The organism is Corticimicrobacter sp., from assembly GCF_040137905.1.
Taxonomy (GTDB): Bacteria; Pseudomonadota; Gammaproteobacteria; order Burkholderiales; family Burkholderiaceae_B; genus Corticimicrobacter.
In genome coordinates this window covers 16524-36744 of the sequence record NZ_JBEFDG010000073.1, presented here as the reverse complement: position 1 = coordinate 36744, position 20221 = coordinate 16524, and the positions used below count along the sequence as shown (strand labels likewise).

Below are 20221 nucleotides of genomic sequence, written 5' to 3'. Positions count from 1 at the left end.
TGTGCACTTAACTTCACATCATGGCGAGATTTTCATGCCTTCTCTTTCCGAGCAACTGGTCGCGGGCCGCAAGGCGCGGGGGTGGACGCAGGCGCAGCTTGCCGAGCGGGCGGGGGTCAGCCGGCGTACGTTGATTTCCATCGAGGCGGGGCATGACTGTTCAATGATCAGTCTATTGCGACTGTTCCACTCACTCGACATGGAACTCATCGCCCGCCCTCTCGTGCCGGAGCGACCAACCCTGGAAACGGTCTACGCGGAAAATGCGGCCCGATTCCGTACCAGAGGCTCTTGAACCAGGCCCCGATCAGCAATAGGCCGCCGCCAGTTGCGCAACCCTCACGGGCTGCCCCAGCAACTGGGACACACGCAGAGCGATGGCTGCTGTTTCGCCGCTGCTGGACAGTACTGACAGACTGGACTCGGGCACAGTCCCATCCTCGGGAGTCAGCAGCCCCGCTGCCGCCAGCCGTCGCCGAGTCTGACGCGCCACGGCAGCCCCGGTATCAAGCACGGAGATACCCTCGGGCACATGTGGTGCGATCCGGTCGCGCAAAAACGGAAAATGGGTACAGCCCAGCACCAGCACATCGGCCCCCTGCTCCAGCAATTTTCGAACCGGCTCCGCAATCAACATATCGACACGGCCCTGCATGTCCGGATGCGCCTCGCCCTGTTCCACCAGCTCGACCCAGCTGGGGCAGGCCACTGTCACGATGCGACGGCCTTCGGCCAGGCTTTCGCACAGCCGTCGGAACGAAGCACTGCGCAGCGTACCTGCCGTGGCCAGCACGCCGACGCTACCGGCCCGGGTCAGGGCCAGCGCGGGCTTGATGGCCGGCTCGACGCCGATCAGGATCAGGTCTGGAAAATGCTCGCGCATCAACGTAGCCGCCGCCGTGGTGGCCGTATTGCAGGCAATCACCATGGCCTTGACACCACGATCGACAAAGAACCGGGCTATGGTCAGCGCCCGTTCCCGCACATAATCTGAGGAGCGTTCACCGTACGGCAAATGCGCACTGTCGGCGACGTAGAGGAAATGCTCGTGCGGCAGTTCGCGCTGCAGATCCTGGAGGATGCTCAGGCCACCCAGGCCGGAGTCGTATACACCTATGGGCGCGTGAATGGACATGATGCGGCCGGCGATGCAGGAGAAGAATGATGGAAGCCGCTCATGATACTCCTGCCCGCGGGGCACACCAGCGCCTTTACCCTTTGTGAAGGTTGAATGCTATGGTGTGGCCGGAGACACGGAGCCATCGGCGGCTACTGACACCGTGCCGTAATACAGCACATAGTCTTCCGTAAGATCGGCCAGCCGCAGCACCCGGCCGCCATGCGCCAGCGCAAACGCTTCGGCCCGGGATTGATCGCCGAACGGCAACAGATCCTGTGCCAGGTCGCTGCCCGTCAGGCCGGTATCCACCACGAACCAGGCATCGCGTACATCGACCCAGGCGGTATGGTCCGGCCGCTGCCAGTCCGGCGCAGCCGCCAGATCGGAGACGTAGACCGCCGCCGGGTCTGCCGGTGCTTCGGGCAACATGGTGTAGATCACTGTCTGCCGTACGGTGGCGAACCACAGGGGCGCAGCCTGCGCATCAGCCAACACCTGGCCCTTGGGGCCATCGTGTTCGAGTACGCTCATTGCGGAGCAGAAATAGCTTTCTGCCTCCTGGCTGATCGCGGCCGGGGCAGGCCGTGCCATAGGTGCAACCGCGTCACTGCACGCCGTCAGCACCAGCACCACCACGCCCACCAGACGTCGCCCTGTCCGTCGCATATCCATTCCTGCTAATGAACTCAGTGCGGCGATAGTAAAACAGGCATAGCCTAGGCGTTTTGCGCTGGATCAGCGTAACGCCATTCGGCCCGACGTCCATCATGATGCTGGACGTAGACATCCAGTTGCAGCGACTGCGCCAGGGTATCGATCTGTGCCTCGGGCATCAGGGAAAATGCCGTCGACATTGCATCGGCCGTGGTGGCACGTCGTGCCGCCACCGAAACGCTGGCGTAGCGCCGACCGGTCAGGCCGGTACGCGGATCGAACAGATGGTTGAAGCGGCCTGCCATATCGAGCGGCGTCCCGTAGCCGCCGGAGGTCGCGACCGCATGATTGGCGACTTCGAGCGTACGACTCAAGCCCTCGGGCCTGGCAGCATCCTGCAGGCCGACGCGCCAGGGTGCGACAGTCTCAGGTGCCATGCCGTAGATTTCCCCCATATCGACCAGCGCATGTTCGATACCGGCCTGGCGCAGCAAGGCCACGATGCGATCCGTCACATAACCCTGCGCAATGCCGTTCAGGGTCAACGCCATGCCCGGTTGCAGGCGCACGGCATCCGGATCAAGGGCAATCCGGCGGTAATCGACCTTCTCGCGTGCTGCTGCCAGCGCGGCAGCGGTCGGGCCGGCCGGATCGGCCTGCGCTTCGGAAAAGTGATCGGCATAGACGCGCCACAGCGGCTGCACTGAGATGTCGAACGCGCCATCGGTCAGCCTGCCAAAGTGCACGCTTTCCGACAGCAAGGCCAGCATCTCGCCGGCCGGGTCGGCCAATACGCCCTGTCGATTGAGTGCAATCAGCGCGCTGTCGGGCCGATACAGGCTGAACAGCCGCTCCAGCCGCTCCAGTTCGGCCTGCACCTGGGCCAGCACCCGCTGCGCCAGTGCCGCATCGGGGTGACGAATCTCCAGCGACGCATCGGCTCCCAGTGCAATGCCCTCCCAGCGATGTGTCATCTCCGGTGCCGCCGCCTGCCGTGCCCAGGCGGGGACGGATGCCAGCCCGGCGACGGCCGCACAGATCGAGATGAAGCGCCGGCGGCCGCCGGGGCGAGATGCAGCCATCCCGAAGTCGTGCTCTGTCATATCCCGCATTACATCCTCTCCATCACCCCGTCCGTATTCTCAGTCATGCCGCTTCCTGCCGGTTGCAGGCCATCGGCACCACTTGGGTACAGGATGTAGTCTTCCGTCAAATCATTGAATGCCAGCACACGGCCACCGTGCTGCTGCGCAAACTTCTCTGCACTGGCCCGATCACTGAACGGCATCGGGTCTTCTCCCCCCATGCCGCCCGTCGCCGTGCTTTCCACCACGAACCAGGCGCTGCGTGCCTCGACCCAGGCATCGGGATCGACACGTCGCCAATCCTCGACCTGGCTCAGATCAGAGACATAGACCGCCGACAGTACGCGCGGCGACTCCGGCAGCATCGTATAGGCCACCGTCTGGCGTACCGTCGAGAACCAGACCGGGCGATCCTCACCCGGCACCAGCACCTGCCCCTTGGGGCCGGAATGTTCAAGCAGGTTCATGCTGCAGAAATAGCCCACCGCATCCTCGGTCACTGCATGTGGAGGTGGCACATCCTTCGTTGCCTCCTCACCACCGCAGGCCACCAGTCCGACCAGGGCCAGACCAGCAGCCAGCCAACGCCCGGATTCGCGCAGCCGGACGGCATGGCGCTTGCAAAAAGCAATCGTCATATCTGTTTTCTCCTGAACAGCAACAGTGCACCCATGAACGGCACCACCACCCACAGCACCAGCACGCCGAACAGCCCTGCCGGGCCGATCTTGAGATGCTCACCCAGATCGCCCATGCCCGACAGCGCGCCGACCGAGGAAAATCCGCTCAGGTTGAGCAAGCGGTATACATCGGCCGGATTGCTCAGCAGCAGGCCCGTGACGATCTCGGGGGTCAGCCAGCGACCGCCATCGGCCACAAGGCCACCAAGCAGTGCCATGTCGTAAATCAACACGAAAAACAGCCAGACACCAATCGCCAGGCCGGCAGCGGTGGCACGCTCACGGACCACGGTACTGACCAGATAACCCAGGGCCAGGAAGCAGGCACCCAGCAGCACGCTGGAACCGATCAACACCGCAAACGGTCCCCAGCCAGCATCCATGCCATCACCCTGCAATGTCTGCACCAGCAAGCCCGCCACGCCATAGCCACTCAGGGTCGAAATGCCCAGAATCAGGCAATGACCGGCAAACTTGCCGATGATCACATCGCCGCGAGACACCGGGTAAGACAACAGCAGAGCCATCGTGCCCCGCTCGACCTCACCAACGATGGCGTCATAGGACAGCAGCAGGGCGATCAGCGGCACCAGGAAGATACTCAGGCTCGACAGGCTGACCACGGTGATCGCCAGCGCACTGCCCTTGACTGCACCCGCCGGGGCACTGCCCAGGAACGACAGCGTCAGGGCAAAAATGCCCAGCAACAGCGTGATGGCAATGACCCAGCGGTTGCGCAGGCCATCCCGAAATTCCTTGCCTGCAATCAGGACGATATTCCTCATGCTTCCTCCCGCCGCAGAAAATGCGCGTACATCTCATCCAGTCCGGGCTGGGCCACATCGATATCGGCAATCTCGCCACCCAGCGTCCAGACCTGCTGCAGCACGGCCACCTTGTCCTGCGGACGGCAACGGCACTCCAGCATGAACGGCCCCGTCACCTGCCATTGCGCAGGCAGGGCTGTCGCATCGCGCAACGGCTGCGACAGCGCCACGCGAATCACCACCGGCATATCGGCCTGCAGCCGCAACTCACCCAGCGTGCCATCGGCCACCTTGCTGCCATTTTTCATGACCACGATACGGTCAGCCTGACCTTCCAGCTCGGCCAACGCGTGCGAACACAGCAAAATCGTGGCACCACGGTCGCGCAATTCACGCACGATTTCGTAGAACACCTGGCGCGAAGCCGGGTCCAGACCTGTGGTCGGCTCGTCCATGAACAACACCTGCGGCTCACCCAGCAAGGCCTGCGCCAGCGCCAGACGCTGACGCATGCCCTTGGAATAGCCGCCGACCCGGCGACGCGCGGCCTGCGCAATGCCGACACGCTCCAGCAGGGCCTGATTGCCTGCCGGGGACTGCCGCTTGAGCTGCGCATACCAGGCCAGCGTCTCGATACCGGTCATGGACGGGTACAGTGCCACGGTTTCCGGCAAATAGCCGACATTGCGGCGGGCATCCGAGGCACTGTCCATCGGATCGCGCCCCAGCACCTGCACTTCACCCTGCGTAGGCCGCAACAGCCCCAGCATCATCTTGATCATGGTGCTCTTGCCGGCACCATTGTGCCCGGCCAGGGCCACACACTGGCCAGCCTCGAGAACCAGATCCACTTCCTTGACTGCCGCGACGCCATCGAACTCCTTGGTGACGCCGCGCAATACGACATGACTGTCGCTCATTTCTGTTCCTCCAGCGGATTCACCGGCATGACCGGCGGTGCCATCAACGGTGCGCTATCGACCACGCCTCCCGGATACAGCGCAGGGAACTGCGACTGCGCCCAACGCACCACCTGTGTGGCCGGGCTGTTGAGCAGCACCTTGGCCATCGGCGCACGCCACAGCACCTGATCCAGGATGCCGTTCGGGCGATAGGCGGCATCGGCAATGCCATCGCCATCGAGATCGAAGGCGGTGTTGTCGCTCCAGTAGTTGCCGCGCCCTTCCACCGACCATTCCAGATAGCGCGTTCCCACGTACTTGACCTGGGTGCGATTATTGATGAAGGCATTTTCGCTGATGCGGTTGTGCTCCGCACCTGCCGTGAAATGCAGGCCGATATCGCAATTCTCGAAACGGTTGCCGTGCACCACATTCATGTTCGAGTTGTAGAGAAAAGCACACTTCTCACCCGTCTCGACACGATTGCCCTCGATCGTGGAACTGTTGATGGAGTTCAGTGCCAGGCCGTGTTCCTTGCTGCCCAGCGATACGTTGTTGCGGATCACGAGTCGATCCGACATCATCAGTGCATAACCGATCTGGTTATTGACCGAGAGATTGTCGCTCATCTCGCTATCCTGGGTGTACATGTAGTGCACCCCGAAACGCAGGTGTTCAAAGCGATTGCCTCTGAACACATTGCGCTTGCTGGTATTGGTATAGATGCCATCCCGGCCGTACCGGATATCGTTGCCAATGACCTGAGTATCCGGTGAATTCCACAACTGGATGCCATTGCCGCGCTCAGACATGCGCAGCGTACGGTCACCCACGATCCGGTTATTACGAACCATGACCGCTTCAGGCCCCCAGACATAGATGCTGATCAGGTTGTCCAGCACATCGTTTTCCTCGACCTGTGCGCGATGCGCACCCTTGTCGAGAAAAATGCCGGCATCCATTTCGAACAGCCCCATGCCGGAACCGCGCACGGTCAGGTGGCGCACGGTCACGTCAGGTGCCTGCACCGACAGCGTACGTCCCTTGCCCGGTCCCTGCAGCACGGCCGAGCGATCCTCTGGCCCCTGCAGGGTCAGCGGCCGGTCGATCACGAACTGCCCTTCGTATATTCCTGACTGCAATTGCACGACGTCGCCAGGTGCCGCCTCGGCCAGTACCGCCTGGAGATCGGCCTGCGGGCCGACCTCCAGTACGGCAGCCGTCGCACTGGCGTACAGGAACGCGCCGGCCACGAGGGCCAGCCACGTTCCAGACCGTCCTGTCACAACGGAATGCCGCATGGCTTACGCCTTCTTCTTGGGATGCACCAGCATCTGACCGGACATTTCCATGTGCAGTGCGTGGCAGAACCACTGGCAGTAGTACCAGTGCACGCCGGGGCGGTCAGCCTTGAAGGTAACGGAGGCCGTAGCCTGCGGGCCGACTTCCATGGCGATGCCGTGGTTCTCCAGCGTGAAGCCGTGCGTCAGATCCTCGATCACATCCAGGTTGGTGACAAACACCGTCACCTCATCACCCTGGTTGACCTCGAACTGGCGCAGGCCAAACGTCGGTGCCATTGCGGTCATGTAGACACGCACCTTGTTGCCATCGCGGATCACCGTGGAAGCTTCTTCCAGCACCAGGCCATCCTTCTTGGCCCACTCGCGTGCTTCTTCCCACATCGGATCGTTGCGGTCCCAGACGCCGACCGGGTTGACCTTGGAGCTGTGCACCAGGCACATGTCGTGCGGCTCGGCAAAGCTGGGGCCATCATGGACCAGCTTCATCTCATCGCCGGAAATGTCGATCAGTTGATCGTTTTCGGGCTTGAGCGGGCCGACGTTCAGGAAGCGATCCTTCGAGAACTTGTTGAGCGACACCAGCCACTTGCCGTCGGCTTCCTTGGTTTCACCCATGGTGGTGTGGTTGTGGCCCGGCTGGTAATGCACGTCGATCTTCTGCTTGATGTACTCGACATCTTCGCCGGCAAAGGAGCGCTTGGCCTTTTCGATATCCCACTTGACCACCTGGCTGTCGATGAACAGCGTGGTGTAGGCGTTGCCACGACCATCGAATGCCGTGTGCAGCGGGCCCAGACCCAGATGCGGCTCGGCCACGACGCAATCACGCGGCGCAATCTTGTCGGCAAACAGATCATCCAGCTTGTGCACGTCGACCACCGTGACCGTGGGCGACAGCTTGCCGTTGAGCATGATGTAGTTGCCATCAGGCGAGGCATTGCAACCATGGGGCGAATTGGGCACCGGGATATAGCGGGTGTAGCGGGAGCCATGGCGGCCATCCAGCACGGGCACACCATTGATCGTCTCGAAATCGCCCTTCTTGACACCATCTTCAATGGCTTTGAGGTCGAATACCACAACCCAGTCCTGCTCGGCGGCGGTCGACTCTTCGGTGGTCAGACCCTTTTCCGAGTTGTAGCAGGTGGAGAAGGAATACTTGCCCTGATAGTCGGCATCACCGTTGTCCAGGTTGCCATCCACGCGGACCTGCCAGGCGATTTCCATGGTTTCGCCATTGACGGCTGTATAGATCGCCCAGAAGTTTTCCTTGGGGTTGTCCATCACATCGCCGACGTTCGGCACCGGCGAAATGTGCTCGCCGTTGGCAAACACGTAACCGGTCTTGGGATAGCGCTGCGGACGCAGGCCATGCACGCCCGATGCGTTGGGGATTTCGATGATCTTGTCGGTTTTCATCACATCCAGGCGGATGCGGGCGACCCGGTTGTTGGCCTTGTCCTGGATATACAGGTAGCGACCATCATACGTGCCATCGGTAAACGACAGGTGGGGGTGGTGCGCATCGCCGTTGTGATACACGCCGCCCTTGTCGGCCAGATAGGCCTTGGTTTCTTCGGTCAGGCCGTCAGTCAGGATCTTGCGGCTTTCGTTGGTGATCCCCCAGCCGGTCGCGCTGCAACGGTTGAAGACCGGGATACGCAGCAGTTCACGCATCGACGGCAGACCCAGCACGCGCACTTCACCGCTCTGGCCGCTGGAATTGAAGGCATAGTATTCGTCCAGTTCGCCTGGTCCGACGTGGCCACTCAGGCCGCCTGCGGCCGGAGCCTTGGCAAATACCGTGGACATTTGCGCGCCACCCAGCAGTCCCACCCCGCCGGAGGCCATCGCCGTACCGAGAAAACCCCGGCGGCTGATGCCTGTACGTTCATCACTTTTATTTGAAGACATGTTGCTCTCCTAGATTCCGCAGGCCCCTATTGCCTGCTCAATTGCCTGCTGAACCCAGTTGTTCCTTTGGAACGAACTTGAGTTCTACAGCTTCTGGCATCCCCTGTGCTGCTGCCGTGCCCGGCGCCGGCTTCTTGGCGCGCTTGGCATGCTTCTTGATCAGGTGCGGGCACTTCTGCTTGTGGTGATACAGCACCTGGCAATTCAGACATTGGATACATTCATTCGGATTGATATGACCTTCCGGGTGGATGGCATTGACCGGACATTCGATGGCACAGCGTTGACAGGGATCACCGCACTCGCGATAGCGCCGCAGCCAGTCGAACAGGCGCAGCCGGGCCGGAATGGCCAGCGCCGCGCCGAGCGGACAGACGTAGCGACAGTAGAAACGCTCGACAAACAGCCCCAGCCCCAGCAAGATCAGCGCAAACAGCACGAAAGGCCATTCACGGACGAACTTGAGGATGATCGAGGTCTTGAATGGTTCGACTTCGGACATCTTTTCGGCAAAGCCCAGATCGTAGAGGGACAGTCCGAACAGGATCAGGAAGATCACGTACTTCATCGCCGCCATGCGCTCACTGACGAAATACGGAATCTTCAATTGCGGGATTTTCACAAGGCGTGCCAGGCGGTTGAGCAACTCCTGCAACGCACCGAACGGGCACAACCAACCGCAGAACGCTCCCCGGTTCCAGAACAGGCCGGATACCGCCGTGGCGCACCAGAGTACGAACACAATGGGATCCATCAGGAAGTATTCCCACTGGAAGCCGGTACGCAGTGCATGGGTGAAAGTCAGGACATTGACCACCGACAATTGCGCCACGCAGTAGCCACCCAGCCAGAACAGGGTAAAGCTCAGGTAGGCCAGCCGGAAGCGATCGTAGAACACAGGATGGCGGGCAAACCAGTTCTGAGCGAAGAACACCAGCGTCAGCACGAACAGAGCAACGCCCAGCACGGACAACTGCACGATCTTGGCTGCCCACATCTGTTTCCAGAGCGGGCTGTCCTCGCCCTCGTCCCAGCCGCCGGAAGCCTGCGTGGCCGCCGAAGCCTGGGCAGCACCTGCCTGTGCCGGCGCAGCGACCTCAAGCAGATAGCGCTGCGGCACCTCATAGGCCAGATCCATCGTAATGAAGGCTTTTTCGGATACCGACAGCGTGCGCTGGATCAGCAACTGCAATTGCCAGGGTGCTGCGGCATCGAAAACCTGGTCTTCCGGCACGACGAACAGCGCAACCTCGGGAAAGTGCGGTGCACCTTCGGCCATGATGTTGTTCAGCCGCTGGTGGTTGCGGTCACGGAAGCGGAAACTGCGATCGCCCTGCACCATTTCGATGCGATCGAAGATACCACCACGCACGTAGCCCGAACCCTTGAAGGAGTACAGCCCCTGACCTGCCACCAGAATGGCCTGCTGCCCTGGTTTGAGGCGTGATTGCAGTCGCTGATAGACGGCGTCACCCAACAGGCTCTGACCGATTGAGGGAACGCTGACCTGGGCTGCGTACATCTCGATGAACAGTTCCTGCGGATCGTCGGACTCCACATGCGCTGCTGCAGCGGCATTGTCTGCCTTCAGAAAGCCCTGATTGACATCGCCCACGGACAGTTGCAACCGCCGTACAGAACCATCGCCCAGCAATGCATCCCAGCTCAGTTTTTCCTGCAGATCAGGATTGATGCGCCATTGCGGGGCGCTGGTCTGCTGCTGTTCCGCGGGTCGCCCGATGCCATGAACACGAGCCATGGCAATGGCCGAGCGGGTAATACTGTCGCCGATCACCATCAGGGTCACGGTTGCGCCGCTGACGATATCAACGGGAGGCTTCATGCGCCCGGCAGGCGGATTCTTGACGAAATTGAGGCCGATGTAGCCATCGATAAAATGCGTGATCTTGCCAATCGGAATACCGATCAGGACGATGGGCTCATGGTGCTCGACCAGCTTTGCGCCCAGGATTTCACCATCCATGGACAGGCCGATCAGGATATCGATGGGCTTGCTGGAATAACCCGCAGTATTGACTACATCCGAGTTCAGGTAGACATAGCCGACCTGCTTGTCGCCGGCATAGACCGGTACGACAGGTGGCTTGCCCTCGACAGCCCCATAGCGATCGGCACCGGGCACCACCTCGGCAGCAGGCGTACCCGACAGAAAATCCGTCAGGGTGCCGGCACGCGCAGACACGACAAACAGGCAGGACAATAACAACATTACTACCAGCCAACCTGCCTGCTGGAGTCCCTTCATCCTACCTGTCTTCATGACCCGCCTACATATCTTTATTCACCGTTGTTCTGATTAGAAGGCCGGAGCAATTATTTACAATTGACAATGATCAAGTCATATAAATCATTTATTTTATAGATCAACAAAAACTATTGATGCAAAAAAGAAAATTCCACAAAAAATCCCTGCATTCCATATGCAAAAAACAGGCTTCCAAATCAAGCAATCTAAAAAATTAATCCATCCAAGAATGATTCAGATCATTCTTCTTTGCAGTGAATCACGCCCTGTGTAGAATCTGCCCATACCGTGCCCAAGGAGTCTTCCATGCTGCACCTGCCTGCCGAACTGATCCAGAAACTCTGCCCGAACGGCGTGCTGCGCGCCTCCATCAACGTCGGCAATCCGATTCTGGCCCACCGTGACAAAGCGACAGGCACCATCTCGGGCGTCTCCGTCGACCTGGCACACGAGCTGGCCAGGCGACTGGGTGTCGAGGCCGAACTGAGCGTATTCGACACGGCTGCCGAATCAGTCGAGGCCGTCTCCGGCAACCAGGCCGATGTGGGCTTTTTTGCCATCGATCCCAAGCGCGGCGAAGCATTGCTGTTCACCGCCCCCTATGTCCTGATCAAGGGTGCCTACCTGGTGCGGGACAACTCCCCCATACGCCACCTGGAAGAAGTCGACCAGCCCGGCATACGGGTCGTGGTCGGCCAGGGCAGCGCCTACGACCTGCACCTGAGCCGCACACTCGAACATGCACGGATCGTGCGGGCCCCCAGTTCACCTGCCGTGGTTGATTTCTTTCTCAACAAGGGTCTGGACGTGGCTGCCGGCGTGCGCCAGCAGATCGAGGCCGATGCTGCCCGGCTGGGTGGCCTGCGTCTGCTCGACGGTCATTTCATGCAGATTCAGCAGGCCATGGGCACGCCGCGCAACCGGGGAGAAGGCGCTGCAGCATTTGTACGCCGCTTCGTCGAGGATATGAAAAAACAGGGATTCGTCGCCGAGGCCCTGGCCCGCCACGATATCCGCGGTGCAGAAATCGCCCCGCTCGCATGATCGCCCTGATCCAGCGCGTCCTCCGGGCACACGTCGATATCGAGGGGGATACGGTCGGTGCCATCGGTCCCGGCCTGCTGGCCCTGGTCTGCGCAGAGCAGGGCGACACGCATCGCGAGGCCGACCTGCTGCTAGACAAGATCGGCAAGCTGCGAATCTTCAGCGACGAAGCCGGCAAGATGAATCTCGACCTGCACACTGTGCAGGGTGGCTTGCTGCTGGTCAGCCAGTTCACCCTGGCTGCCGACACGCGTCGCGGCAACCGGCCCAGCTTTGCACAGGCAGCCGCGCCCGAGGTCGGCCGCGACCTGTACGAACATCTGCTGAATCGGGCACGGCAGACCCTGCCCGAGGTTGCGGCAGGCCGCTTCGGTGCAGATATGGCCGTATATCTTGTCAACGACGGGCCGGTCACCATCCCGTTGCGCATCCAGCCCCTTGCAAGCTGACATACCAATCAAGACCAAATTGGTCTGACCAAAATATGAAGAACGCGTTTAAAAACTAGTATTTACCCTAGTTTTCATGTAATGCGTTAGACCCGCCTCGCTTTTTCTTCTAGAATTTTCCAACCAAAATTCTTTTTGGTCAGACCAATCCATATCAAAACAGGTCATGACCTCGCACAGGAGACAACCCGTGTTCAGCAATTCTTCACCCTGTAAGGTGTAGACGCCGTTCAGGCATCCACACACGCAATACATTCCACTCCTGCCTTGCACACCGGTCGCGCATCGACGCGCACCAGCGGCGCGCATGCCCGGAGAGGCGATGGTCTTTCATCAAATAAAAACCCAACCGGAGACATTCCGTCATGCAAGCCTGGCAGCAAGTCTATGATCCAGCGGGCAACATCTGGCTATCCAGCCTGGTGGCGCTGATCCCCATCGTCTTTTTCTTCCTTGCCCTTACCGTCCTGCGCCTGAAGGGCTGGGTCGCTGGCACCATCACTGTCGTCCTGGCCCTGGCCGTGGCGGTACTGTTCTACCAGATGCCCGTCGGCCGGGCACTGGCCTCCGGTGTATATGGCTTTTTCTACGGCCTCTGGCCCATCGCCTGGATCATCGTCGGTGCCGTGTTCCTGTACAAGGTTTCGGTCAAGACCGGCCAGTTCGACGTGATCCGTGAGTCCATCCTGTCGATCACCGAGGATCAGCGCCTGCAGATGCTGCTGGTGGGCTTCTCGTTCGGCGCGTTCCTCGAGGGTGCAGCCGGCTTCGGTGCCCCCGTGGCCATCACCGCAGCCTTGCTGATGGGTCTCGGCTTCAAGCCGCTGTACGCCGCCGGCCTGTGCCTGATCGTCAACACGGCACCGGTCGCCTTCGGTGCGCTGGGTATCCCGGTGATCGTGGCAGGCCAGGTCACCGGTCTGGATCCATTCCATATCGGCCAGATGGCCGGTCGCCAGTTGCCGCTGCTGACCATCATTGTGCTGTTCTGGATCATGGCCATCATGGACGGCTGGCGCGGCGTCAAGGAAACCTGGCCTGCCGTGCTGGTGGGTGGCGGCTCGTTTGCCATCGTGCAATACCTGACCTCCAACTTCATCGGCCCCGAACTGCCCGACATCACCTCGTCGATCGCCTCGCTGATCAGCCTGACGCTGTTCCTCAAGGTCTGGAAACCCAAGCGCATCTTCCGCTTCGAGCATGATGCCAACGACACCCCGGCCCACTCGAGCACCACCACGGCCACTGCAGCCGCACACGCCGGCACGGCTTCTGGCCATGCTGCTCCCGCACGCACGGTCGGCCAACTGGTCAAGGCCTGGTCACCGTTCCTGATCCTGACTGCCATGGTCACAATCTGGAGCCTCAAGCCGTTCAAGCAACTGTTCGCACCTGGCGGCGCACTTGCAAGCTGGGTCGTCTCGATCCCGGTCCCCTTCCTCGACAAGCTGGTCGAGAAAATGCCGCCGATCGTGACTGCCGCCAGCCCCTACGCCGCCGTCTACAAGTTCGACTGGTTCTCGGCCACCGGTACCTCGATCCTGATCGCCGCAATCATTTCCATCATTTTGCTGCGCATGCGCCCCAAGGATGCCTTCTGCACCTTCGGCGAGACCATGAAGGAACTCAAGACCCCGATCTACTCCATCGGCATGGTGCTGGCCTTCGCCTTCATCGCCAACTATTCGGGGCTGTCGGCCACGCTGGCGCTGGCACTGGCCCACACCGGCCACGCCTTCACCTTCTTCTCGCCGTTCCTGGGCTGGCTGGGCGTATTCCTGACCGGTTCCGACACATCCTCCAACGCGCTGTTCGGCGCATTGCAGGCGGCCACCGCACAACAGATCGGGGTCTCGGACATTCTGCTGGTGGCAGCCAACACCACCGGCGGCGTGACCGGCAAGATGATCTCGCCGCAATCCATCGCCATCGCCTGCGCCGCAGTGGGCCTGGCCGGACGCGAGTCGGACCTGTTCCGTTTCACCGTGAAACATAGTCTGTGCTTTGCCGCTATGATCGGCGTCATCACGACTCTGCAAGCCTATGTCTTCCCATGGATGATTCCCGGACACCCGTAAAAACCACCCGCCTGGCCGACCGCGTTGCCCATGAACTGACGCTCATGATCCAGACCCGCAATCTCCAGGCAGGCGACCGCCTGCCTGCCGAGCGCCAGCTTGCCAAGGAGCTGGATGTCTCGCGCACCTGTCTGCGCGAAGCCATCCAGAAACTCAGCAGCCAGGGCCTCCTGGTGAGCCGGCCGGGTGGCGGTACCTACGTGCAGGCCACGGCACATGATCAACATGACGGCAGCATCATGCACCCGCTGCTGCCGCTGCTCGAAAGCGATCCGGAATATCGCTACGACGTGCTGGAAATCCGCCATGCACTCGAAAGCACCGCAATCAGCCATGCCGCACTGCGCGCCACCGACGCCGACAAGGCGCGCATCCGCGCCAAGTTCGACGCCATGATGGCGCGCCACGGCACCGATGCACCGATGGAGGAGGCCCGCGCCGATGCATCGTTCCATATCGCCATCGCCGAGGCCTCGCACAACCTGGTGCTGATCCTGGTGATGCGCAGCCTGTTCGACCTGCTGCAAGCCAGCGTGTCGCAGAACCTGGGCAAGCTCTATACCCGGCCCAATGTGTACGAAACGCTGACGCAGCAACACCTGGCGCTGGTGGAAGCCATCGAGGCCGGTGACCCGGACCGGGCCCGCACCGCCATGCGCACCCATATCGATTTTGTTTACTCAACCCTGAAGACCATCGACGAGGACGAGGCCCGCCAGGCCCGCTCGGCGCGCCTGGCGGCCAAGCCGCAGGGCACCACGACCTCGCGATCGGCCAGAAAGCGACAACCATCATGATCATTTCCGCATCGACCGACTACCGCGAAGCCGCCCGGCGCCGCCTGCCGCCGTTCCTGTTCCACTATATCGACGGCGGCTCCTATGCCGAGCACACGCTGCGCCACAACGTGTCTGACCTGTCCGATATCGCCCTGCGCCAGCGCATCCTGCGCGACGTGGCCGCGCTGGACACCAGCACCGAGCTGTTCGGGCGCAAAATGTCGATGCCTGTGATCCTGGCACCGGTCGGTCTGACCGGCATGTATGCCCGCCGTGGTGAAGTGCAGGCAGCCCAGGCCGCCGCTGCGCGCGGCATTCCGTTCACGCTGTCGACCGTCAGCGTGTGCGATATCGACGAGGTGCAGTCGCAGTCGCCCGATCCCATCTGGTTCCAGCTCTACGTGCTGCGTGACCGGGGCTTCATGAAGCATGCGCTGGAGCGCGCCAAGGCGGCCGGCATCACCACGCTGGTATTTACCGTGGACATGCCGGTTCCCGGCGCGCGCTACCGTGACGCCCACTCCGGCATGAGTGGCCCCAACGCCGCCATGCGCCGTTACTGGCAAGCCGTCACGCACCCGACCTGGGCGCTGGACGTCGGTCTGCAGGGCAAACCTCACGACCTGGGCAATATCTCGCACTACCTCGGCAAGCCGACCGGCCTGGAAGACTATATCGGCTGGCTGGGTGCCAACTTCGACCCGTCTATCGCCTGGAAGGACCTGGAATGGATCCGCGAATTCTGGGAAGGTCCGATGATCATCAAGGGCATCCTCGATCCGGATGATGCCCGCGATGCGGTCAAGTTCGGAGCCGACGGCATCGTCGTTTCCAACCACGGTGGCCGCCAGCTCGACGGCGTGCTGTCGTCGGCACGCGCCTTGCCGGCCATTGCCGACGCCGTCAAGGGCGATCTGACCATCCTGGCCGACTCGGGCATCCGCTCCGGTCTGGACGTGGTGCGCATGCTGGCACTCGGTGCCGACGGCGTGATGCTGGGCCGAGCCTATGCCTACGCACTGGCAGCGGCGGGCCGCGAGGGCGTCTCCAACCTGCTGGGCCTGTTCGAGAAAGAGATGCGCGTCGCCATGTCGCTGACCGGCGCTCGCACGCTGGCCGAAATCACGGCGGATTCGCTCGTCTGATCATCCTCTCTCGCGCACGCCCCGCCATGCGCATCGGCGACGGCGTGCATGCACCCTTTTCCATCGATTGCCATGAACACGACTGCCCGTACTCCTGTGTCCGATCACGACCTGCTGCAGACCCTGCGCCAACATGTCGGCTCCCATCATGTCCTGACCGACAGCAAGGCCACGCGCCGCTTCCGCAAGGGCTACCGCACGGGCGAGGGTGCCGCGCTGGCTGTCGTGCAACCCGGCAGTCTGGTCGAAATGTGGCGCGTCCTGCAGGCCGCGACCGCCGCCGGCCGCATCGTGATCATGCAGGCCGCCAATACTGGCCTGACCGGCGGCTCGACACCGGACGGCAACGACTATGACCGGCAGGTCGTCCTCATCAGCACAGTACGCCTGCGCGGCATCCAATTGCTGCACGAGGGCCGCCAGGTCGTCTGCCTTCCCGGCGCGACACTGGACCGGCTGGAGCAGACGCTGCGCCCGCTGGGCCGCGAACCACATTCGGTGATCGGCTCCTCATGCATCGGTGCCTCGGTGCTGGGCGGCGTCTGCAACAATTCGGGCGGCGCGCTGGTACGGCGCGGCCCGGTCTATACCGAGCTGTCCCTGTATGCCCAGGTCGATGCCGAGGGCAGGCTGGCGCTCGTCAACCACCTGGGCATCGCGCTGGGCGACGATCCCGAGACCATCCTGTCACGCCTGGAGAAAGGCGAGTACACCCCCGCCGACGTGCGCGACGACGCCGAGCGGGTCGCGTCGGGCCGCGACTACGCCGAGCGCGTACGCCAGGTGGATGAGCCTTCTCCCGCCCGCTTCAATGCCGACCCTCGCGGCCTGTACGAGGCCTCGGGCTCGGCAGGCAAGCTGGCAGTCTTCGCCGTGCGGCTCGATACCTTCGCCACCGAACCCAGCACGGTGTTCTACATCGGCTCCAACGACACCGCCGACCTGACCGCGGTGCGCCGCCACATGCTGACGGCCTTCGACACGCTGCCGATCGCCGGCGAGTACATCCACCGCGATGCCTTCGACATCGGCAAGGAGTACGGCAAGGACATCTTCCTGCTGATCGACAAGCTCGGCACCGACAAGGTGCCGGCCGCCTTCGCCCTCAAGGGCAAGGTCGATGCCTTCTTCGAAGGGCTGGGCCTGCGCGGCGTCAGCGATCGCGTGCTGCAATTCTTCTCACGCCTGCTGCCCGAGCACCTGCCCCGTCGCGTCCTCGAATTCCGCCAGCGTTTCGACCACCACCTGCTGCTGCGCGTCTCGAAAACCGACGCCGACGCCACCCGCGCGTTCCTGCAGACACACTTCGGCACAAGCGAAGGCGATTTCTTCGAGTGTGATGCAGAAGAAGGCCGCAAGGCTTTCCTGCACCGTTTCGCAGTCGCCAGCGCCGCCGTGCGCTACCGCGAAACGCATCGCCACAGCGTGGAGGACATCCTGGCACTGGACATCGCCCTGCGCCGCGACGACCGCGACTGGCTGGAAACCCTGCCGCCCGACATCGAGGAAAATTTCCTGGCCAAGCTCTACTACGGGCATTTCTTCTGCCACGTTTTCCACCAGGACTACATCGTCAAGAAAGGCCGTGATCCCATCGCCATCGAGCACCGTATGTGGAGCCTGCTCGATGAACGCGGTGCCGAGTATCCCGCCGAGCACAACGTCGGCCACCTCTATCCGGCCAAGCCGGCACTGCGCGAGTTCTACGAGGAACTGGACCCCTGCAACACCTTCAACCCCGGCATCGGCCAAACATCCAAGCTGTTCCGCTGGGGCAAGAAAATGGGGCCGGGCTGTGACTGCGGGCAGGTTCACTGAGTCTGACGACTCACTCAGGGGCATGCAACACGACGCTATTGTCCGCAGCAAAGAATCCAGCCGTACAGCACAGCCACTTTCCCCTGCTGCAAATACGCTTGAACATCCAGCCGTGTGGCGGCCCTTGGCTGGGTGTGCGTTTTGGCGTCGGCCTGCCTCTGGTCGGGCGGCCGGGAACCAGGCGGGCACTGTCTGAGCCCGCAGGGCGAGTTTGCCCGCCGCCCGGTTGCCCGACCAGAGGCAGGGCAGTCCCGAAGCGCAGCGCAGGGACCCGACGACGCACGCTCACCCAGCCAAGGGCCGCCACACGGCGGGTCAGCAAGACACCAGTTCTTTAATACCCCCCCAGAGAAAACACACTGGCAGCCCAACACCAACGATGGTATATTCTTCGACACACAGATAAACACAGACTCGAATGATCCACTCCATTTCCCGTTCCGTTCCGTTCTCTGGTGCCTGGTGGCGCTGGTGGCGTTCGCGTACCGGGCAATGACGATCCCGGTCGATGATGGCAGTTGTCTACACGCCATCTCCCGACCCAGCAGCGACATCGAAATTCCAGCCCGGAACCAAGCATTGGCCGGGCTTTTTCATATCTGTCCGGCCACCCAGACACCCACACAAGGCCGATCATGACAGAACTCGAATTCAACGCGCTAGCCGCCCAGGGCTACAACCGGATTCCCCTGGTGGCGGAAACCTACGCCGACCTCGACACGCCGCTGTCGCTCTATCTCAAGCTGGCCCACAGCGGCCCGCAGGCAGGCCGCATGAGCTGCCTGCTGGAGTCCGTGGTGGGCGGCGAACGCTTTGGTCGCTACTCCTTCATCGGCCTGCCGGCCCGTACCGTGATCCGCGCCAGCGGCACCCGAACCGAACTGCTGCGCGACGGGGTCGTCGTCGAAACCCATGACGGCGATCCGCTGGCCTTCATCGAGTCCTACCAGCAACGCTTTCGCGTCGCCCTGCGCCCCGGCATGCCGCGCTTCGCAGGTGGCCTGGCAGGCTACTTCGGCTATGACACGGTACGCCACATCGAGCCGCGCCTGGGCCCCGCCGTCAAACCCTTCCCCGCCGGCATGGAAGAGGGCACGCCCGACATCATGCTGCTGCATGTGGACGAACTGGCCATCGTCGACAACCTGGCCGGACGCATCTACCTGATCGTCTACGCCGATCCGACCCAGCCCGAAGCCTGGAGCCGCGCCCGCCAGCGCCTTCAGGAACTGCGCGCACAACTGCGCAAGCCGGCCCAGGTGCCCTACAGCCAGCCCAGCCTGCAAACCGAACCGCAGCGCGACTTCAAGAAAGAGGACTACCTCGCTGCCGTGCGCCGCGCCAAGGAATACATCGCCGCCGGCGACCTGATGCAGGTCCAGGTCGGCCAGGTCATCGCCAAGCCGTTCCGCGATGCCCCGCTGTCGCTGTACCGTGCCCTGCGCTCGCTCAACCCGTCGCCCTACATGTACTTCTGGAATTTCGGCGATTTCCAGGTGGTCGGTGCCTCGCCCGAGATTCTGGTACGCCAGGAAAAGATCGAACACGCGGACAACCCTGCTGCCGATGGCACCGCCGAGGGCGAGAGCCGCATCACCATCCGGCCGCTGGCCGGTACCCGCAAGCGCGGCGGCACGCCCGAGGAAGACCTGGCACTGGAAGCCGAACTCAAGGCTGACCCCAAGGAAGTGGCCGAACACGTGATGCTGATCGACCTGGCACGCAACGACGTCGGCCGCGTAGCACAGACCGGCACAGTCGAAGTCACCGACACAATGGTCGTCGAACGCTACTCGCACGTCATGCATCTGGTATCCAACGTCAGCGCCACACTCAACCCTGGCATGAGCGCCATGGACGTATTGCGTGCGGCCTTCCCGGCCGGCACGCTGACGGGTGCCCCCAAGGTGCGCGCCATGGAACTGATCGACGAGCTGGAGCCCGTGCGACGCGGTATCTACGGCGGTGCAGCCGGCTACCTGAGCTACGGCGGCGAGATGGACGTGGCCATCGCCATCCGCACCGGCATTATCAAGAACGGCACGCTGTACGTACAGGCGGCTGCCGGCATCGTGGCCGACTCGGACCCCGAAAAGGAATGGCAGGAAACGGAATCCAAGGCCCGCGCCGTGCTGCGTGCCGCCGAGCAGGTCCAGAACGGCCTGGACGAATCCGTCTGATCTGCCCTGCCACCACCGGGTGCCTGTCTCCTGCTG

General features: G+C 62.1%; 17 protein-coding genes. 8 read left to right on the top strand and 9 right to left on the bottom strand.

What is annotated here, in order from left to right:
• A partial coding sequence (locus ABN482_RS12810) for a helix-turn-helix transcriptional regulator (RefSeq protein ID WP_349504362.1) occupies nt 1–295 on the top strand: 295 nt, incomplete at its 5' end.
• A gap of 12 nt (nt 296–307) precedes the next feature.
• Here the strand turns inward: ABN482_RS12810 and murI are convergent.
• The 9 genes from murI to ABN482_RS12765 form a co-directional block, all read right to left on the bottom strand.
• A complete protein-coding gene (gene murI / locus ABN482_RS12805; protein WP_349504361.1) occupies nt 308–1135 on the bottom strand; it encodes a glutamate racemase in 828 nt (275 codons plus the stop codon).
• A 99-nt stretch (nt 1136–1234) separates the two neighbouring features.
• Nucleotides 1235–1786, bottom strand: a complete 552-nt coding sequence (locus tag ABN482_RS12800) for a nitrous oxide reductase accessory protein NosL (RefSeq protein ID WP_349504360.1) — start codon at nt 1784–1786, stop codon at nt 1235–1237.
• A gap of 50 nt (nt 1787–1836) precedes the next feature.
• On the bottom strand, nt 1837–2886 hold the full coding sequence (locus ABN482_RS12795; RefSeq protein ID WP_349504359.1) for an FAD:protein FMN transferase: 1050 nt from the start codon (nt 2884–2886) through the stop codon (nt 1837–1839).
• Entirely contained in the window at nt 2886–3497 is a 612-nt protein-coding gene (locus tag ABN482_RS12790) for a nitrous oxide reductase accessory protein NosL (RefSeq protein ID WP_349504358.1), read from the bottom strand. Before ABN482_RS12790 ends, ABN482_RS12795 begins: the two co-directional genes overlap by 1 nt.
• The gene (locus ABN482_RS12785) at nt 3494–4324 is read right to left on the bottom strand and encodes an ABC transporter permease (RefSeq protein WP_349504357.1); all 831 of its coding nucleotides are present in this window, start codon (nt 4322–4324) and stop codon (nt 3494–3496) included. The genes ABN482_RS12790 and ABN482_RS12785 overlap by 4 nt, the downstream gene beginning before the upstream one ends.
• Nucleotides 4321–5226 carry an ABC transporter ATP-binding protein gene (locus ABN482_RS12780; protein WP_349504356.1) on the bottom strand — a complete coding sequence of 302 codons (906 nt, stop codon included), beginning with the start codon at nt 5224–5226 and terminating at the stop codon, nt 4321–4323. Before ABN482_RS12780 ends, ABN482_RS12785 begins: the two co-directional genes overlap by 4 nt.
• Nucleotides 5223–6509, bottom strand: a complete 1287-nt coding sequence (locus ABN482_RS12775) for a nitrous oxide reductase family maturation protein NosD (protein WP_349504355.1) — start codon at nt 6507–6509, stop codon at nt 5223–5225. The genes ABN482_RS12780 and ABN482_RS12775 overlap by 4 nt, the downstream gene beginning before the upstream one ends.
• A 3-nt stretch (nt 6510–6512) precedes the next feature.
• Complete coding sequence (nosZ, locus tag ABN482_RS12770) at nt 6513–8426, bottom strand: TAT-dependent nitrous-oxide reductase (RefSeq protein ID WP_349504354.1); 1914 nt, start codon at nt 8424–8426, stop codon at nt 6513–6515.
• Nucleotides 8427–8463: 37 nt separating this feature from the next.
• On the bottom strand, nt 8464–10656 hold the full coding sequence (locus ABN482_RS12765) for a 4Fe-4S binding protein (RefSeq protein ID WP_349504353.1): 2193 nt from the start codon (nt 10654–10656) through the stop codon (nt 8464–8466).
• Nucleotides 10657–10998: 342 nt separating this feature from the next.
• On the opposite strand from ABN482_RS12765, the gene ABN482_RS12760 reads away from it, so the two are divergent.
• The 7 genes from ABN482_RS12760 to ABN482_RS12730 all read left to right on the top strand — a co-directional run bounded on the left by ABN482_RS12760 (nt 10999) and on the right by ABN482_RS12730 (nt 20185).
• The gene (locus tag ABN482_RS12760) at nt 10999–11736 is read left to right on the top strand and encodes an ABC transporter substrate-binding protein (protein WP_349504352.1); all 738 of its coding nucleotides are present in this window, start codon (nt 10999–11001) and stop codon (nt 11734–11736) included.
• Entirely contained in the window at nt 11733–12185 is a 453-nt protein-coding gene (dtd, locus tag ABN482_RS12755; RefSeq protein ID WP_349504351.1) for a D-aminoacyl-tRNA deacylase, read from the top strand. The genes ABN482_RS12760 and dtd overlap by 4 nt, the downstream gene beginning before the upstream one ends.
• A gap of 365 nt (nt 12186–12550) precedes the next feature.
• On the top strand, nt 12551–14263 hold the full coding sequence (gene lldP, locus ABN482_RS12750; protein ID WP_349504350.1) for an L-lactate permease: 1713 nt from the start codon (nt 12551–12553) through the stop codon (nt 14261–14263).
• Entirely contained in the window at nt 14239–15060 is an 822-nt protein-coding gene (gene lldR, locus ABN482_RS12745) for a transcriptional regulator LldR (RefSeq protein WP_349504349.1), read from the top strand. Before lldP ends, lldR begins: the two co-directional genes overlap by 25 nt.
• Complete coding sequence (lldD, locus tag ABN482_RS12740) at nt 15057–16187, top strand: FMN-dependent L-lactate dehydrogenase LldD (RefSeq protein ID WP_349504348.1); 1131 nt, start codon at nt 15057–15059, stop codon at nt 16185–16187. Before lldR ends, lldD begins: the two co-directional genes overlap by 4 nt.
• A gap of 72 nt (nt 16188–16259) precedes the next feature.
• Nucleotides 16260–18005: a D-lactate dehydrogenase gene (gene dld, locus ABN482_RS12735; protein ID WP_349504364.1), complete on the top strand. Its 1746-nt coding sequence runs from the start codon at nt 16260–16262 to the stop codon at nt 18003–18005.
• A 635-nt stretch (nt 18006–18640) separates the two neighbouring features.
• The gene (locus ABN482_RS12730) at nt 18641–20185 is read left to right on the top strand and encodes an anthranilate synthase component I family protein (protein ID WP_349504347.1); all 1545 of its coding nucleotides are present in this window, start codon (nt 18641–18643) and stop codon (nt 20183–20185) included.
• Nucleotides 20186–20221: the final 36 nt, after the last annotated feature.

Coding starts and splice junctions, on each gene's coding strand:
- lldD (WP_349504348.1), top strand. CDS start 15,057: ATGATCATTTCCGCATCGACCGACTACCGCGAAGCCGCCCGGCGCCGC.
- ABN482_RS12760 (WP_349504352.1), top strand. CDS start 10,999: ATGCTGCACCTGCCTGCCGAACTGATCCAGAAACTCTGCCCGAACGGC.
- dtd (WP_349504351.1), top strand. CDS start 11,733: ATGATCGCCCTGATCCAGCGCGTCCTCCGGGCACACGTCGATATCGAG.
- murI (WP_349504361.1), bottom strand. CDS start 1,135: ATGTCCATTCACGCGCCCATAGGTGTATACGACTCCGGCCTGGGTGGC.
- ABN482_RS12795 (WP_349504359.1), bottom strand. CDS start 2,886: ATGCGGGATATGACAGAGCACGACTTCGGGATGGCTGCATCTCGCCCC.
- lldP (WP_349504350.1), top strand. CDS start 12,551: ATGCAAGCCTGGCAGCAAGTCTATGATCCAGCGGGCAACATCTGGCTA.
- ABN482_RS12785 (WP_349504357.1), bottom strand. CDS start 4,324: ATGAGGAATATCGTCCTGATTGCAGGCAAGGAATTTCGGGATGGCCTG.
- ABN482_RS12800 (WP_349504360.1), bottom strand. CDS start 1,786: ATGCGACGGACAGGGCGACGTCTGGTGGGCGTGGTGGTGCTGGTGCTG.
- ABN482_RS12765 (WP_349504353.1), bottom strand. CDS start 10,656: ATGTTGTTATTGTCCTGCCTGTTTGTCGTGTCTGCGCGTGCCGGCACC.
- lldR (WP_349504349.1), top strand. CDS start 14,239: ATGGATGATTCCCGGACACCCGTAAAAACCACCCGCCTGGCCGACCGC.
- ABN482_RS12780 (WP_349504356.1), bottom strand. CDS start 5,226: ATGAGCGACAGTCATGTCGTATTGCGCGGCGTCACCAAGGAGTTCGAT.
- ABN482_RS12775 (WP_349504355.1), bottom strand. CDS start 6,509: ATGCGGCATTCCGTTGTGACAGGACGGTCTGGAACGTGGCTGGCCCTC.
- nosZ (WP_349504354.1), bottom strand. CDS start 8,426: ATGTCTTCAAATAAAAGTGATGAACGTACAGGCATCAGCCGCCGGGGT.
- ABN482_RS12790 (WP_349504358.1), bottom strand. CDS start 3,497: ATGACGATTGCTTTTTGCAAGCGCCATGCCGTCCGGCTGCGCGAATCC.
- dld (WP_349504364.1), top strand. CDS start 16,260: ATGAACACGACTGCCCGTACTCCTGTGTCCGATCACGACCTGCTGCAG.
- ABN482_RS12730 (WP_349504347.1), top strand. CDS start 18,641: ATGACAGAACTCGAATTCAACGCGCTAGCCGCCCAGGGCTACAACCGG.